Raw genomic sequence first — 16309 nt, 5'->3', positions numbered from 1 at the left:
TGGTAGGCACAGCCCTGTTGCAAGGCTCCTTTTTCCAAGGACAGCTTCACATGGAAAAGACCCCCGCTACCGGTGCTTCGGTCGCTCCCCTGCCCATGGAGTATGGGACCGATAGCATCACCAAGCTCGAGGGCCTGGAAGCGGTCCGCAAGCGCCCCGGCATGTACATCGGCGACACGATGACCTACGGGCTCCACAAGCTCGTCTACGAGGTCGTCGACAACGCCGTGGACGAGGCGCTCGCGGGCTACTGCACGGACATCGAGGTCATCATCCACGTGGACGGCTCGTTGAGCGTCCAGGACAACGGGCGCGGCATCCCCGTGGGTCCTCACCCGGACCCCAAGTTCAAGGGCAAGGACACGCTGGAAGTGGTCCTCACGGAGCTGCACGCCGGCAGCAAGTTCGGCAACGGGGCCTACAAGGTCTCCGGCGGCTTGCACGGCGTGGGCGTCACCTGCGTGAACTTCCTGTCGGAGTGGTTCAAGGTCCGCGTCCAGCGCGCCGGCAAGGTGTACGAGCAGTCCTACGCCCGGGGCGTCCCCAACTCGCACCCGCAGGAGGTCGGCACCACCGACAAGGTGGGGACGACGGTGGCGTTCAAGCCGGACACCACCGTGATGGAGACGGTGGACTTCAACTTCGACACGCTCAGCCAGCGCCTGCGTGAGCTGGCGTTCCTCAACGCGGGGCTGCACATCACCATCCGCGACGAGCGCACGAACAAGGAGCACGACTTCAAGTTCGAGGGCGGCATCTCCTCGTTCGTGGAGTACCTCAACAAGTCGAAGCAGGTGCTTCACGAGAAGCCCATCTCCTTCTCGGGAGAGCGGGATGGCGTGGCGCTCGAGCTGGCCATGCAGTGGAACGACGGCTACGACGAGCGCGTCTACACCTTCGCCAACAACATCAACACCCAGGACGGCGGCAGCCACCTGTCCGGCTTCAAGGCGGGCCTGACGCGCACGCTCAACAGCTACGCGGAGAAGAGCGGCATCTGGAAGGACCTCAAGGAGACGCCCACGGGCGAGGACGCTCGCGAGGGCCTGTCCGCCGTCATCTCCGTGAAGGTGTCCAACCCCCAGTTCGAGGGCCAGACGAAGACGAAGCTGGGCAACAGCGAGGTGAAGGGGCTGGTCGAGCAGATGGTGAATGAAATGCTCGGCAGCTTCCTGGAAGAGACGCCGCTCATCGGCAAGAAGATCGTCGCGAAGATTGGCGACGCCTGTCGGGCCCGACTCGCCGCGCGCAAGGCGCGTGAGACGGTGCGCCGCAAGGGCGTGCTGGACGGTGGCGGGCTTCCGGGCAAGCTCGCGGACTGCCAGAGCCGCGACCCGCACGAGAGCGAGCTGTACATCGTCGAGGGTGACTCCGCAGGTGGCTCCGCGAAGCAGGGACGGGACAGGCGCAACCAGGCCATTCTCCCCTTGCGCGGCAAGATTCTGAACGTGGAGAAGGCGCGCTTCGAGAAGATGCTGACGAGCGCTGAAATCGTCACGCTCATCACCGCGCTGGGGACGGGCATCGGTCCGGAGGACTACAACCCGGAGAAGGCGCGCTACCACCGCATCATCCTGATGACGGACGCCGACGTGGACGGCAGCCACATCCGTACGCTGCTGCTCACGTTCTTCTTCCGGCAGATGCCGGAGCTCTTGCAGAAGGGCTTCCTCTACATCGCGCAGCCGCCGCTCTACAAAGTCACGCGCAACAAGAAGGACAAGTACGTCAAGGACCAGCGCGCGCTGGACGAGTACCTGCTGAACATCGCCACGGAGCATGGGCGCGTGTTGACGCCCGCGGGCGAGGTGGGTGGCGCGGACCTGAAGGCCCTCCTGGAGAAGGTGATTACCTACGAGGAGCGGCTGGAGAAGCAGGCGAAGCGGCGCGACGCGCGGGTGGTGGACGCGGTGGTGCAGGGCGCGCGGCTGACGGCGGAGATGCTGGCGGACGACGCGGCGCTGGCGGAGGCGGTGAAGGGTGCCCTCTCTGAGTTCGAGCGGCGCATGCCGGACGTGCTGGGCCGGGTGTCGCACGAGGTGGAGACGGACTCCGAGCACCAGACGAAGCGGCTGGTGTTCCGCACGGACGTGAGCGGCGCCATGCGGGCGACGGTGTTCGACCACACCTTCCTGTCGTCTCCGGAGTACCAGGAGCTGGTGTCGCTGCGGGACTCCTTCAAGTCGCTGGGTGACGCGCCCTACCGGGTGAAGGTGGACGCCGGGCACGTGACGGCGTTCTCGGTGCAGGAGATCCACGCGGCGCTGCGCAAGGACGCGCAGAAGGGCCTGGGGATGCAGCGCTACAAGGGTCTGGGCGAGATGAACCCGGAGCAGCTCTGGGACACGACGATGAATCCGCTCACGCGCACGCTGCTCCAGGTGCGGGTGGAGGACGCGGTGGAGAGCGACGAAATCTTCTCGCTGCTGATGGGCGAGGCGGTGGAGCCGCGCCGCGAGTTCATCGAGCGCAACGCGCTGGACGTGCAGAACCTGGACATCTGAGTCAGCGACTCCGCCGGGCTCGAGGGCCGGGTGGATGACGAAGTGACGGGGCGCGGCGCCGATTCAGGCACCGCGCCCCGCGTCGTTTCAGGGACTGGGGGCCGCTTCCGCGCTCGTTACCGGGCCGAGCGCGAGAGGCCGGGAGGCTCGGCGCCGGTCATCGGGCCGAGCGCGAGAAGCCGCGAGGCTCAGCGCCCGCCGCCACCACCCGGGCCACCGCGCGGCGGCGGTGGACCACCACCGGGGCGCTTGCCGCCGAAGCCTCCGTCACCAGGGCCCATGGGCCGTGAGGGCAGGGCGAGGGCTTCGCCGTCGAGCGTGGCCTGTCCGCACTCGGGGCCGTAGACCAGCGTGTGAGTGGTGCCATCCGCCAGGGTGCGCTGCTGCGTGCCGGCGATGGGCCACGCGCAGACGGAGGGCGGCACGCGGACGATTCCGGACTGCGTGACGGTGGAGACGCTGCCGTCCGCGAGCGTCGCGGTGAGCGTGCCGTGGCTGGTTCGCTTGGGCTCGGTGGCGTCCGGGTCGAACGTCTCCTCCAGTGTGCCCGTGAGGTGGATGCTGTCCACCACGGTGCCCTGGGCATCCAGGTTGGTGCGCGTCGTGTCGAAGGTGACGGAGCGGCTGAGCGTCCGGGCGCCGGGCACGCGCATGGAGACGGAGGCGATGCTGCCCGTCATCTTCGCGCTCTGGCCGCCCGTTGCCGTATGGGTGATGTCATGCGTGGACTGCTGCTCGAAGCGCAGCGGCGCGTTCTCCGCGCACTCCTCCGCGGGGGCGATGGCCGTCACCACGTCGACCGAGCCGGACGACACCACGCCAGGGCCTTCCCCGCGCGGGCCCTCTCCTGCCGTGGGCTGCGTCGTCGGCGTCCCGCTGTCGGGAGGAGGCTGGGGACGGTCCCAGCCGCAACCCCCACGGCCCCGGGTGCGCGCCTGGCAGTCTGTCCAGGACAAGTGCAGCTCCGAGGGGAAGCTCTGACCGCAGACCTCCACCTTCGCCGTCTCCGGCTCGGCATCGCACTGGTAGCCCTCGTGCTCCCAGCGGCGGACCTCCTGCGGGAGGCCGTCCAGGAAGCGGGCGCCGAGCGGAACGTCCGCGGACTGCGCCTCTCCCACGGCCGAGGCCACGGCGAGCTGGGACTGCTGCTCGGTGATGCCCGCGTCCTTCTCCGCGCCACAGCCCACGCCAAACAGCGCCGTCGCCAGCAAACCTGCCTTGAGCTTCATGGATGTGTACTCCCCGAGAGACACTTCGGAGCGCGTGGCCGGCCCTGCGCCCAGCCTTCAAGCTAGAGGGCAAACCTTGCGGAGTTCTTAAGCACCCCGTTGACGCGCACCGTCTCCCCGAGGGACGCAGGGGACATGTACATCCCTCGTCACTTCGAGGAGCGGGACGCACAGCGTCTGCTGGAGTTGATGACGCGTCATGCCTTCGCCACGCTGGTGACGGTGGGCGAGGACGGTGCCCCCTTCGCCACGCACCTGCCCTTCCTCACGGAGCGGGATGTGGCCGGCGGGCTGCGACTGCTCGCGCACATGGCGCTGCCCAATCCCCAGTGGCGCGCCTTCTCCGCCGCCCGGGACGCGCTCGTCATCTTCCAGGGCCCGCACGCCTACGTGTCGCCCACCTGGTACACGACGGCGTCCCAGGTCCCCACGTGGAACTACGCCACGGTGCATGCGTATGGCCGGCCCAAGGTCATCGACGCGGGTGACGAGGTGCTGCGCATCCTCCGCGAGACGGCGGCGCGCTACGAGGCAGGCAACGCGCGGCCGTGGACTCCGGAGCAGTCCGAGGAGTACGTGAGTCGGCTGATGGGGGGCATCGTGGCCTTCGAGCTGCGGGTGACGCGGCTGGAGGGCAAGTTCAAGCTCAGCCAGAACAAGGACGAGGCGGACAGGAAGGCGGTCGTCGCGGCGCTGGAGCGCAGCCCCTTCGCGGGGGACGCCGAGCTCGCGGCGCTGATGCGCGCGCGTGAGCCCTGAGGGCGGCGCTGAATAGACTCGTGGGCCCGGTGCCCTCCTCGGCTCCGCGCCCACGTGCCTTTCCCGTCTTGTCGAGCCGGGCCGGCGTGCTTCGCGGCCCCCGCTAGCCCTTACGGCGGGAAGCTGTCGTCACCTCGCCCCTTCGACGCCATCGAGAAGCCTCCGGTGAAGAAGGAATCGACACCACGAGGGTAGCCACCGCGAGGGCCGCATGAAGCCCGTGAGACCGGCTCCTTCAGGCATGGCTCCCGCGCAGGCTCGTGGGGCGGGGGAGGCACGGAGGGCCTGTCCGCCCGGCTGCCCTCCCGTGAAGCGCGAGTCCGTCAGCGCTCCGAGCGACGAGAGCCGCGCATCACCGCGGCCCGTTCCTTCCGCGACAGCGTGGTGGCATCCACGATGTCCACCTCGAGCGCGCCCTGGTTGTCGCTCCGCTTGGAGTCCGGGAAGAAGCAGCGCAGGTCTTCGGTGTCGGTGACCTGGTAGCGCTTGCCCGTCTCCAGCATGCGGTGCGTGACGCGGACGGAGGACGGCGACATGCCGCGCTCGATGCACAGCACCTGCCGGATGCGGCCGTTGGCGCCGGAGCGCAGCTCCGCGAAGTCGTCCCGCACGGTGAACAGATAGGTCGACCGCGGGTTGAGGCCTCGCAGCACCACCTGATGCTCGGGCTTGAGCTGCAGCGCGTGCTCCTTCGCCTCGAAGGTGAGCGCGCGCGGCGGCACGTAGGCGGACTGGCGGATGACGATGCGGATGCTGCCGGTGTTGTCCTCCGGTCCGTTGTCGTCCACCGCGAACACGTGCAGCTTCCGCACGTTCTTGAGGGTGCGCGGGGACGTGCTCAGCAGTCCGAAGCTGGCATCCACGGGGCCATCGCTCTCGGTGAAGTAGACCAGCGTCCCGGAGGCGGTTCCCCGGCCCTCGGCCAGCGCGGCGGAGCCCTGCGTCCACACCGAATACGACACGGCGGGATTCAGCTCGATGCTGGCCGTCGGGTACTCGGGGATGGGCGCCGCGTTGTACATGGGCCGCAGCACCAGGAGCCGCGTGGGGTAGTCCACTTCGTTCAGCTCGCGCTCGGCCTGGCTCTTCTCCCCCTTGTCCACGAGCGGCTGCGGCTTGTCGTCGTCATCGCCGGCCGTCGCGGCCGCCACCACCCCCGAGTCGGCCGTCACTGGAGTGCCACCGTCGTCCTGCGCCGCCGCCATGGCGACAGGCTGCGTGTCGCCCTCCACGGGCTTCTCGACGACGACGGGCTTGTCGACGACGGGAGCCACCACGACAGGCGGCGGCTCGGCGGGCGCGGGCGCGGCGACGGGCTGAAGCTCCGCGTTCATCGGCTCCATCATCACGGACGTCGGCGTGAAGCGCCGCGTCCAGGCGAGGTGGCCAGGGAGGGTGAGCACCAGGGTGTTGGCTTCGCCCACGAGGACGCCCTCCACCATGAGGGGCGTCTTGCCGGCGACGTCGCGGCCGTTGAGCTTCACCTTGGCGCCCGAGGGCTTGGAGGCGAGCCACAGCGTGGCGCCATTCGACGCCGCGGCGTCGGGCGCGTCCGACTTGATGACGAAGTGGTAGAAGACCGCGATGAACAGCATGACGATGGTCGAGCCGAAGACGTAGAGCGTCATCGTCTTCACGGCCTTCTGCTGCTTCGCGACGCGCTCGGCTTCTTCCTTCGCCAGGTGCTCCCGCGCTTCGTCCGCCGCGGTGCGGTAGCCCGTACCCGTGTACGTCCGGCCCGCGCTGGAGACTCCCGCGGGCTGCGTCGTCAGGGACTGGCCGGTGACGGCGGGCGTCTCCACGGGCGTGTCCAGCGGCGCGGCCAGGGTGGCCAGCGCGGCGGGGACGACGGTGGGGATGTAGGTCTTGAGGATGTCGGCCGAGTCCGTGTCCGGCTCGTCGGGCAGCTCCGGCACGGGAGGTCCGGGGCGCTCGCTCGTCACGGGCCTGCGGCCGGAGCCCGTGGCCTCCGCGCGAGGGATGCCCGTGTTCGTCGCGCGGCGGATGCTGCCCGGGCTCGTCACCTTGCGCATCCCCGGACTGCTGCCAGGGGACCGGCGCGCGCCATCGCTCGGGGGCTTCGCTCCGCTGTCGCTGCCCGGCTTCGAGCGCAGGCCCGGACTGGAGGCGCGCGGACTGCTTGCCAACGAGCCGCTGCCGGAAGACAGCGGCTTGGCGCGGCCCGCGGAGGGCTCCACCGTGCCCAGCTGCCACAGCGAAATCTGCTCCTTGAACGCGGGCGACACCTCCGCCTTGCGGCCCTCCGCCATCAGCTCCTCGGCGAAGAGATAGGCCATGAGCTGCGACAGCAGCGCGGACGTGAAGCGCGGGTTGTCGCGGTAGAGCAGCTCCACCAGCGACTCGCTCAGCTCCTTCGCCGTCTGGTAGCGCGACTCGCGCTCCATGGCCATCGCATGGGAGATGACCGTCTCCAGGTCCGGGCTCACCGACGGGTTGTGCGCCGACGGCGGCAGACAGTCGCCCGTGAGGATGCGCGGCAGGACGGTGACGAACTCGCCCTCGTAGGGACGCTTGCCGCACACCATCTCGTAGAGGACCACGCCCGCCGCGTACACGTCCGTGCGGGCGTCCAAATCCTGCCGGCCCTGCGCCTGCTCCGGGGAGAAGTACGGGTACTTGCCCTTGAGCGTGCCTGGGGACGTCTTCGCCTCCACGGCGCTGGTGGCCTTGGCGATGCCGAAGTCGATGACCTTGATTTCGCCTTCGTACGAGATGAGGACGTTGTCTGGAGAGACGTCCCGGTGCACCAGGCCCATCTCCACGCCGTCCTCGCCCACGTGCCGGTGCGCGTAGTCCAGGCCGTCACACAGCTTGCTCGCCACGTGCAGCGCCAGGGCCTCGGGGAAGCACCCCATGCCCGCGCGAGCCGCGCGGCGCAGGACCTTGGAGAGCGGCTGGCCCTGCACCAGCTCCATGGCGATGAAGTACTGGCCGTCCACCTCGCCGAAGTCGAAGACCTGGGCGATGTTGCTGTGGCTCATGCTGGCCACCAGCCGCGCCTCGCCGATGAACATCTCGACGAAGTCCGCCTCGTCCACGAAGTGGGGGAGGATCTGCTTGATGACGCAGGGCTTCGTAACGCCCGCGGCCCCGGTCATCCGGGCGCGGTAGGTCACGGCCATGCCTCCCGCGGCAATCTTCGAAAGAAGGACGTATTTGCCGAAGTGCTGGGGAGTCGGATCCGCCACGATTACAAGGCCAGGTCAGGACGTTGTGAAACACTGAGCATACTCCTGTTCTTCGGAAAGTCCCGGAACGGGCTCGCGTCTCACGCGAAGTTTTCGGTGGGGGTGGTGCGATCTGCCGCTCCGAGCGGGCTCCAGCACTCTTCGGCTGGGTGATCCACGCTCCAGGGGCCTCGCTCCGTCCCCGGCCTCCGCCTGCCTGGGTCGTTCTCGGACTGAGGGCCAGCGCTTCTCAGAATGATTCGTCGAGGGGATGGATAATCCGGGGTTCGGGGCAATGTTGGAAAGTTCCCAAGTGATTCCAGTGGGTTGAATTGAAACAGCGTCGTGACTGTCAGCTCACTTCACATTTCTTCACGGACGGCCGTGCTGCGGGAGGCCGGCGGGCGGTTATGTAGGCGGGCACGGCCCCGGGCCGGCGGATGAGGGCGACGTGGCCCTCTCCGGAGAAACGAGGCGAAGCCGATGGTGTCCGCGCAGTCCCCCCGCTCGTGGCCTCTCGCCCTGGCGCTGGTGGGAGCGTTCTTCGTCCTTCCCGGCCGGGCCCTGGCTCAGGACTCGGAGGTGGAGCCGGTGTCCGCCTTCGAGCTGCTGGCGAGGAGTCCCCAGTTGGGTGGCTCGGACATCCCGAGGGACCTGCCAGGTCGCGCCACGGTGGGCGCGCCCCGGCGACCCCGGATGCCGGATGCCTCCCTGCCGATGCCCGACCTGGGGATGCGGTCGCCGCTGCCCGCGCCGGAGCTGCGCGCCCTGTCGCCGGGGCATTCCGTGTCCGAGGGCGAGCCGGTGGGTGCCGAGGCCTCGTCCACGGGCGTGGAGGGCTCCGACGTGTCGACCGCCGTCTCGGCGAGCGCGGCCGATGTGCCCATGGGAATGCCCGCGCCGCTGACACCGCACGGTGTCCCCAACAGCCCGCTGTCGCCCTTGCCCGCGTCGACCGAGGTGCTGCTGGACGCGTCGTCGCGCTCGTTCAAGGTGGTGCCCGCTGCGGTGGCGGTGGTGCCGGGGTTGTTGTTCCACGGGCTCGCGCCGGCGCTGGCGGGAGACGGGCACACCGCGAAGCGGCTGTTCGCGCTGGAGGGCACGGGGCTGGGGCTCATCGCGCTGGGCGGCGTGCCCATCGCGCTCACGGGGGCCTCGCGGCGCACCATCGCTCCCTTGTACGCGGTGACGCTGGCGGGCTTCAGCGTGTTCGGCATCTCCGCCATCGCCAACCTCTACTCGGTGGCGTCACCGGCGTTCGACCCGGGCGTGCCCGCGTCCTCGCTGCCGCCGCTCGAGTTCGAGATGGGCTACCAGTACGTGAGCGACACCTCGTTCGACTACGACCACTTCGTGTCGCTGGGCGCGGTGGCCCGCTTCGACGAGGTGAAGCTGGAGGCGACTGCCCGGCTCTCCCCGAACGAGGGCAACACGCAGGTGCGGATGGGTGGCGCGTATCGGCTGCTGGGTGAGCCGGAGCGTCGGCGCGCGGGCTCGGATGGCTCGTCGCTGGACGCGGAGCTGTTCGGCCTGTTCCACCGCTTCCCCACGGAGGGCTTCACCGTCGTCGGTGGCGACGTGGGCTTCCGAGGCCGCTACGCCATGTCGCGGGTGAGTCCGTCCCTGGCTGGCTCTTTCGCGGAGGCGAGCATCGGCATGGCGCTGCAGGGCTACAGCTACCCGGGCCCGGTGAGCGACGGGAACCTGCACTCGCAGCTCCTCTACAGCTTCGGCTACGGCGTGTGGTTGGGGCGCGGCGGTGGGCCGTTCAAGGGCGAGGCGATGCTCTTCTATGACCACCGCAAGGACGGCTTCGCGGGCGGGGTGCGCACGCTGAGCGGAGGCGTGGTGGGCAGCTTCGGGCTCCGGGGGCGCGCGCTCCTGACGGAGACCTGGGGTGTCGCCGCGGAGTTTTCAGCGAGTGGCGCGCTCGTCGGGCGCCTGGCGCTCGTCTATGCGCTGGGAGGTGACGAGTGATTCGCATCGGTGCCATGGGCGTGCTGTCGGCGCTGCTGATGACGGGGTGCCTGCGGCCCGCGGAGAACCGGGCGGTGCGCGACTCGAAGGTGGGCCGCGCCGAGGGGGGCGGGCTGTCGCTGGAGGTGGAGGACGGCCTCGCGGCGGTGCGGAGCGTCGGCTCGGGCGAGGTGGTGCTGTGGGGCAATGCCCCGGTCTTCACGGCGCGGGCGACGCTAAACGCGGAGGCGACGTCGGACTGGGTCCTCACGGTGCGCAACGCGATGCCGGGCGCGGAGCTGCTCGCGGAGCTGGAGGACGGCGAGGTGCTGGCGGTGGAGTCCGTGCCGCAAGTGCTCCCCACGATGAAGGCGTGGCGTGTGGGACTGCGTCCGGGCGCGGTGGCGAAGCTGCGCGTGGCGCCTCCGGGTTGGGACTCCACGGCGCCCTTCCGCTTCGCGGCGCTGGCGGACGTGCAGGAGGCGCTGCCGCGCGTGGGGGACATCTACGCGCGGCTGTCGAAGGATGACTCGCTGCGCTTCATCCTCTTCTCCGGAGACCTGACGGAGACCGGCACGCGTGAGCAGCTGCTGGAGTTCCAGGAGCGCCTGGAGGCGGGCTCGCCCATTCCGCTGTACGCGACGCTGGGCAACCACGAGATCATCTCCAAGGATGGGGAGGAGTACACGGCGCTGGTGGGGCGCGGCAGCCAGAGCTTCGTGTTCCAGGGCGTGCGCTTCACGGTGGTGGACTCGAGCAACGGCACGCTGGACCCCATCGTCGAGGAGCAGCTCGAAGGGTGGCTCTCGTCGTCGCGGCAGGGCACGCACGTGGTGTCGATGCACGTGCCGCCGCAGGACCCGGTGGGCCTTCGCGGTGGAGGCTTCGCGAACCGGGGCGAGTCGGCGGGGCTGGTGGGCAAGCTCGCGCGCGAGGGCGTTGACCTCACGCTCTACGGCCACATCCACTCGTATTACTCCTTCACCAACGCGGGCATCCCCGCGTTCATCTCCGGAGGTGGCGGCGCGATTCCGGAGACGTTCGACGGCGTGGGGCGGCACTACCTCGCGGTGGACATCGGCGCGAACGAGGGGCTGCGCGAAGCGTCCCTGGTCCGCGTGGATTGACCCGAGCCGCTGGTACTGAACGAAGCGTCAGCCGGCGGTGTGTAGGACGAAACGCGCACAGGGCCGACTTTCCGGCCCGGCAGCGTACCCTCTTGATCTGACACTGAACACGTGAGCAGATAATGGCCCCATCGCGAGGAGCCAGGAGGCCCGCCATGTTCGATTCGAACGACAACGACCCTATTTCCCCAGCGCTGCGTGCGCTGCTCGAGCTGTTCACCACGGAGCTGGCGGAGGTGCGCTTCCCGGACATGAGTGGGGAGGTGCTGGAGGACGCGGCGGCGCAGGTGAAGGTGAAGGCGGAGGCGGTGGCGAAGGCGCAGGCGGCGCTGGAGGCCGCGCGTCAGTCGCTGCACGAGAGCCAGGATGCGTTGCTGCAGAAGGGCCAGCGCGCGCTGGCGTACGCGCGGGTGTTCTCCGAGGAGAACCCGGAGCTGAACACGAAGCTGGAGGCCATCCACCTGCCGCGTCCGATGCGCAAGGGCGTGAAGGCGGAGGGTGTCGCGGCGGAGCCGGTGGCCGCGCAGCATGGCAACGACGAGAACGCGCCGAAGCGCCGGGGTCGTCCGCCCAAGGTGCGTCCGTCCACGGGGGCGTCCCTGTTCGCGGAAGGCGCCACGGCGGAGGCCCTGTCCGTCGCGCACGAGGGCAACGGGATGCTGCCCTCGGCCTGAGTCGCGCGGGGCCCTCCTGAAAAGCCGAGGCCCGGACGCGAGACCTCCCCGGAGCCCCCCTCCGGAAGAGACCCGCGGCCGGGCCACGGTGCCGGCCCGCTCCGAGGACTTCCACGGAGCGGACCGGGTTCAATCGAGGTGACTCAGTTCTCCGGGAACGCCGTCCAGCCCGCCAGCCAGTTGGTGGTGCCCACCGCGCCGACGAAGCGCGCGCTGGTGTCGAAGCCCGCGCCAGGCGTGGCCGCGTTGTCAGGGTTCAGCAGGGGCGAGCCCGTGCGCGGCGCGAAGTTGGGCGCCGTCAGGTTCGTCGCGTCGGTGAGCTGCGGGTCCTGCGTCTTCACGCCGTTGGCCGCGACGAGAATCTTCTCCGCCTCGTTGAACCGGCTGACGTCCGCGTCCACCGTCACGCCACCCTCCACCTTCGGGTTCGGCGCGAAGGGGATGGTGTCGTTCAGGTTGGCGTTGTCCCAGAAGAAGGTGTTGCGGATGGACAGCCGCGAGTCGCCCGTCTCGTTGAAGAGCGCCGCGGAGGCCGTGCCGTCCACGTCCACGGCCTGGTCCTTGAAGTAGGCGACCACGGCGTTGCGCAGCCGGATGCCGGCGCCGGTGTTGAACACCAGGCCCTCCTGCGAGGGGTTGCCACCCGGGTCCGCGTTGGAGCCGATGAAGCTGGCGTTCCAGATTTCGGGGATGCTGATGGGCTCCTGCGCCGGCGTCGTCTTGTGGCTGGAGGCCTCGATGGCGCGGTCGCCCACGCGAGGGCTCTGCTGCACGACGAGGAACTGGACCTTGCCGGTGTAGCCCAGGTCGTAGTCGAGCGCGTCATCGTCCGCCTGGGTGATGACGATGTGCTTGAGCGGCGCGGTGCCGCCGAACATCTCGATGCCGTCATCCAGGCCCTTGTGGACCTGCACGTAGTCGATGTCCGTCCCCGTGCCGCAGCCGCCCACGGTGAGGCCGTTGAGCTCGTTGTTGGGCGCCAGCTCGAAGCCGGCGAACTCGATGCGCGCGTACTTCAGCGTGCCGCAGCTGTGCGCGTCGTCCTGGCCACCGTACTTCGTCTGGTCATTGCCGCTGGTGGCGAAGAAGCCCTCGATGGTCGTCTCGCCGCCGGAGACGTTCAGCTTCGCCCGGCCGAGCAGCACCACGCCGCCCCAGTTGCCCGCCTCGCGCTGACCGGCCGCCTTGGAGGACGTGAAGACGATGGGCTTCGCCGCGGTGCCCACCGCGTTGATGCGCGCGTTGCGGGTGATGATGAGCGCGCTGCCCTGCTCACCCTTGATGATGGCGCCCGCCTCGATGTTCAGCGTGCCGCTGTTGACGAAGATGTACTTCTTCAGGACGTAGGTGTTGCCCGACTTCCACGTCGTGTCCGCGGTGAGGTCCTGCGCCACTTCCACCGTCTCGGCGTCGGGCTCCTCGATGGGCGGGTCCACCGGGGTCTTCTTGTCGTCGTCGCCGCAGCCAGGGCCAATGACAAGGCTGGACAGGATGAAGAGGGAGGCAAACAAGCGCTTCATGGCGAGACTTCCTTTCGGGAGGGAAACTACAGGGAGAGGCCGAGCGACGCGGAGAACGCGAGGCCCGGGCGGTACTCGACGAGGGCGATGTCGCCCTGCTGGAGGGTGATGCGGGAGTTGAGGAGGTTGGACGCGGTCAGCTTGAGCTGCGTGGCCTGGGTGAGCCGCTGGGTGACGGCCAGGTCCACGCGGTGGAACGCCTGCTCGTAGACGTCAGGCAGGTTGTCGGTGCCCACTTCGCTGATGCGGCGGCCGTACACGTTGTAGAGCAGCGCCACTTCGGTGCCGCTCTGGGGCCGCTCGTAGCCGAGGTTGACGTTGATGACGTAGGGCGACTGGCCCTGCAGCGGGCGCTTGGCGTTGGTCTGCAGGCCCTGCACCGAGCCCAGGTCGATTTGCGACTGGATGAGCGTGAGGTTGGCGCCCAGCTTCAGCGGCTGGAGGACCGGGGTGATGCGGCCCAGCGAGGTGCGCGCCTCCAGCTCCAGGCCGTAGGTGTTCGCCGCCGGCGTGTTCTCGAAGTTCATGTCACCGGAGCCCACGGAGTTGATGACGCGCTCGATGGGGTCCTGGAAGCGCTTGTAGAAGGCGCTCGCGGCGAGCACCTCGTTGTCGCCGGTGAACCACTCGACGCGGGCATCGACGTTGTGGATGCGCGTCTGGACCAGGTCCGGGTTGCCGGAGATGTTGCGGCGGCGCACGAAGTCGTAGAACGAGAAGGGCGCCAGCTCGCGGAAGGTGGGGCGCGCCAGCGTGTAGCTGTAGCCCGCGCGCAGGTTCACCGTGGGGGTGAGCGCGTAGATGGCGTTGAGCGTGGGCAGCCAGTCCAGGTAGTTGACCTCGTTGCGCGAGGCCTCCACGCCGGTGAACTGGTTGAGCGCCGTCAGCTCCTGCTGGGAGCTCTCCAGGCGCACGCCGCCGACCAGGCGCAGCGACTCCGTGGGCGTGACGTCGGCGGTGACGTAGCCGGCGAAGACGTTGAGCGACGCGTCATATGCGTCCGAGTCCGGGCGGGTGCTCTCCTGGATGCGCATGCCGTTGCCCAGGTACTCCGCGCTGAAGAGCGTCTCGGGTGGCAGGAAGCGGTCCACGTCCGAGCTGGGGGAGATGCCGTAGCGGAAGCGGCGTGCGCGGAAGTCGCGGAAGGACACCTGCGTCAGGCCGCCGAACTTCAAGCGCACGTCCGCGAGGGGCACGGTGAGGTTGACGCTGCCACCGAAGGACGTCTCGCCCAGGTCGGCGAAGAAGCGCTCGCCGCTGTTGGCCTGGTTGGGGAAGGACATGCCGCCGGACGGGTTGCCCAGGTTGTCGCTGTAGAGCGAGTCGCGCGTATCCGGCTCGTCGCGGTCCACGCGGGACAGGTTGGCCTGCCAGTCCACCTCGGAGTCGCCGAAGAGGCCGATGCGGTGGAAGCCGCGGAGCTGGTTGAAGGAGAGCTGGCGGACGATGAACTGGAGGCGGCTGCCCTCGTAGCGGTCGCCCTTGAGCGTGTCGACGCCGACGCTGGTGGTGGTGCGCGTCTCGGTGCCTCGGGTGAAGAGGCTGAAGAGGGTCAGCTCGTTGTCGCGGTCCAACTGGTAGCCGACGCTGGCGAGGCCGCTCAGGTTGGCGGTCTCTGTGCCCAGCTGCGTCTGCGCGTCGTCGTAGCTGACGAAGTCGCCTTCCAGGTCATAGGAGGACTTGCTGTACTGGGTGAACTGGGTGTTCTCGCGGTGGCCGTAGTTGACGGTGGCCAGGTAGCCCAGGCGTCGGTTGTCGAAGCGCAGCGTGTCGCCGAGCGACGCGCTCAGGCCCATGTTGGGCAGCGCCGTCTTGCTGCGCGCGTTCCACACGTTGTTGAAGCTCTCCCACTGGCGCTCCTGCTCGGCGGCGGACTCGTTGCCGTTGCCGAGCGCGTGGTCCGTGGGGATGGCGCTGGGGAGGCGGCGGCTGCCGCCGGGGAACCCGAGGAACTCCATGCTCCCGCCGCCAGTCTGCGTGTTGCGGGCCTGTCCCGTGGTCTCGGTGTCGCCGCCGAAGGTGATGCGCGGCTTGAACTCGAACTGGGTGGGGTAGGTGTTGGTCTCGATGAGCAGCGTGCCGCCGCCGAAGGAGCCGGGCAGGTCGGCGGTGTAGCTCTTCACCACGTTGAGGTTGGCGAGCAGCGACGTAGGGAAGAGGTCCAGCGGGACGCTGGGCTCATCGGGCTCCGGGCTGGGCAGCAGGGCGCCGTTGAGGAGCGTGGTGCTGTAGCGACCGCCCAGGCCGCGGAGGAGGACGTAGCGGCCGTCGACGACGGTGGCGCTGACGACGCGCTTCACGGCATCGGAGGCGCTGGAGTCGGGCGTGCGAGCGATTTCCTGGGCGCTGATGGCGTCGGAGACGGCGGCGGCCTTCTTGCGTTCCTGGAGGAGGGCGCCCTCGGCGCGACGGTCGGCGCGGGCCTCGACGACGACCTCTTGCACCGCGCCGACGTCCGCGCCGAGCGCGACGTCGAGCTTCGTGGCCTTGCCCTGCGTCACGATGACGCCGGTGATGCGGCGGCCCTGGTACACGTCGTAGAAGACGCGCAGGTCGTACTTGCCGGGCGGCAGCGCGAGTCGGTAGTTGCCATCCAGGTCGGTGAGCGCCTGCTTCTGCGCGCCCGTGACGACCTTCACGGTGGCTTCGATGAGGCCCTCCTGGTTGGCCTCGTCGACGACCTTGCCGTGGATGCCCGTGAAGCCCGGAGGCGGCGTGGAGGACTCGGCCAGCATGGCCTCGTCATCGGTGGCCGTGGCGTCGGCGGGCTGCGCGGTGGCGGGATCACCTTCCACGGGCTGCGCGTCCGGAGTCTGCGCGGTGGCGGGAGCACCCTCGACAGGCTGCGCGTCCGGCGACTGCACCGTGGCGGGAGCCTGCTCGGCGCTCGGAGTCTGCGTGCCGTTCGGCTGCGCGGTGGCGGGAGCCTGCTCGGCGCCCGGCGTCTGTGTGGCGGCGGGAGACTGCGTGGCGCCCGGCTGCTGAGGAGGATTCGGCGTGGGAGAGGGCGGAGGTGGCTGTGATTGCGTCGTTCCGGCGGGGGCCGGGGCCATGCCGGGAGCGGCGGGGCGCAGCTCCTCGGACGGCGGCGCCTTGTCGTCCGTCACGGGCGGGACGACCTGCGTCTCAGTGCCGGACGGAGTGCTCTCCGAGCCAGGAAGGGAAGGGGTTTGACCGAGGGCGAGCCCGGGCGAGGTGATGAGGATGAGCGCTGCCACGAGGGCGCGCTGAAGGCTTGCGCGAGACAACACGACTCTCCTTGCCAACGGTCGCGCCCTAAACAACGCGAGTCGCATGGCATTGGAATGGATGGCTTGTGACGATTCAGGCGGCGGATCGAAAACTCCAGGTC

The 16309-nt window shown here is 69.3% G+C and carries 9 protein-coding genes; 5 read left to right on the top strand and 4 right to left on the bottom strand.

What is annotated here, in order from left to right; translation table 11 throughout:
• The first annotated feature begins 50 nt into the window (after window positions 1–50).
• Entirely contained in the window at window positions 51–2504 is a 2454-nt protein-coding gene (gyrB, locus tag ACN469_RS02005) for a DNA topoisomerase (ATP-hydrolyzing) subunit B (protein WP_498763554.1), read from the top strand.
• 188 nt (window positions 2505–2692) lie between these two features.
• Here gyrB and ACN469_RS02000 read toward each other — a convergent pair whose 3' ends face one another.
• A complete protein-coding gene (locus ACN469_RS02000) occupies window positions 2693–3733 on the bottom strand; it encodes a hypothetical protein (RefSeq protein WP_498763553.1) in 1041 nt (346 codons plus the stop codon).
• Between the two features lie 135 nt (window positions 3734–3868).
• Here ACN469_RS02000 and ACN469_RS01995 point away from each other — a divergent pair, with 135 nt between their 5' ends.
• Window positions 3869–4492 carry an FMN-binding negative transcriptional regulator gene (locus tag ACN469_RS01995; protein ID WP_498763551.1) on the top strand — a complete coding sequence of 208 codons (624 nt, stop codon included), beginning with the start codon at window positions 3869–3871 and terminating at the stop codon, window positions 4490–4492.
• Between the two features lie 323 nt (window positions 4493–4815).
• On the opposite strand, the gene ACN469_RS01990 is transcribed toward ACN469_RS01995, so the two are convergent.
• Complete coding sequence (locus tag ACN469_RS01990; protein WP_498763549.1) at window positions 4816–7701, bottom strand: protein kinase domain-containing protein; 2886 nt, start codon at window positions 7699–7701, stop codon at window positions 4816–4818.
• 462 nt (window positions 7702–8163) lie between these two features.
• Here ACN469_RS01990 and ACN469_RS01985 point away from each other — a divergent pair, with 462 nt between their 5' ends.
• The 3 genes from ACN469_RS01985 (at window position 8164) to ACN469_RS01975 (ending at window position 11437) form a co-directional block, all read left to right on the top strand.
• Window positions 8164–9657 (top strand): hypothetical protein, encoded by a 1494-nt coding sequence (locus ACN469_RS01985; RefSeq protein WP_498763547.1) that lies wholly within the window; start codon window positions 8164–8166, stop codon window positions 9655–9657.
• Window positions 9658–9662: 5 nt separating this feature from the next.
• Window positions 9663–10763 (top strand): metallophosphoesterase family protein, encoded by a 1101-nt coding sequence (locus tag ACN469_RS01980; protein ID WP_498763604.1) that lies wholly within the window; start codon window positions 9663–9665, stop codon window positions 10761–10763.
• A gap of 155 nt (window positions 10764–10918) precedes the next feature.
• Window positions 10919–11437 carry a hypothetical protein gene (locus tag ACN469_RS01975; protein WP_498763545.1) on the top strand — a complete coding sequence of 173 codons (519 nt, stop codon included), beginning with the start codon at window positions 10919–10921 and terminating at the stop codon, window positions 11435–11437.
• A gap of 143 nt (window positions 11438–11580) precedes the next feature.
• On the opposite strand, the gene ACN469_RS01970 is transcribed toward ACN469_RS01975, so the two are convergent.
• Both ACN469_RS01970 and ACN469_RS01965 read right to left on the bottom strand, forming a co-directional pair.
• A complete protein-coding gene (locus tag ACN469_RS01970; RefSeq protein WP_498763543.1) occupies window positions 11581–12957 on the bottom strand; it encodes a beta-helix domain-containing protein in 1377 nt (458 codons plus the stop codon).
• A 26-nt stretch (window positions 12958–12983) separates the two neighbouring features.
• Window positions 12984–16253 (bottom strand): TonB-dependent receptor domain-containing protein, encoded by a 3270-nt coding sequence (locus tag ACN469_RS01965; RefSeq protein ID WP_498763541.1) that lies wholly within the window; start codon window positions 16251–16253, stop codon window positions 12984–12986.
• Window positions 16254–16309: the final 56 nt, after the last annotated feature.

It is taken from the genome of Corallococcus terminator (assembly GCF_049194865.1).
Taxonomy (GTDB): domain Bacteria; phylum Myxococcota; class Myxococcia; order Myxococcales; family Myxococcaceae; genus Myxococcus; species Myxococcus terminator_A.
The sequence above is the reverse complement of the archived record's forward strand: the minus strand, read 5'-3'. Positions and strand labels throughout refer to the sequence as shown.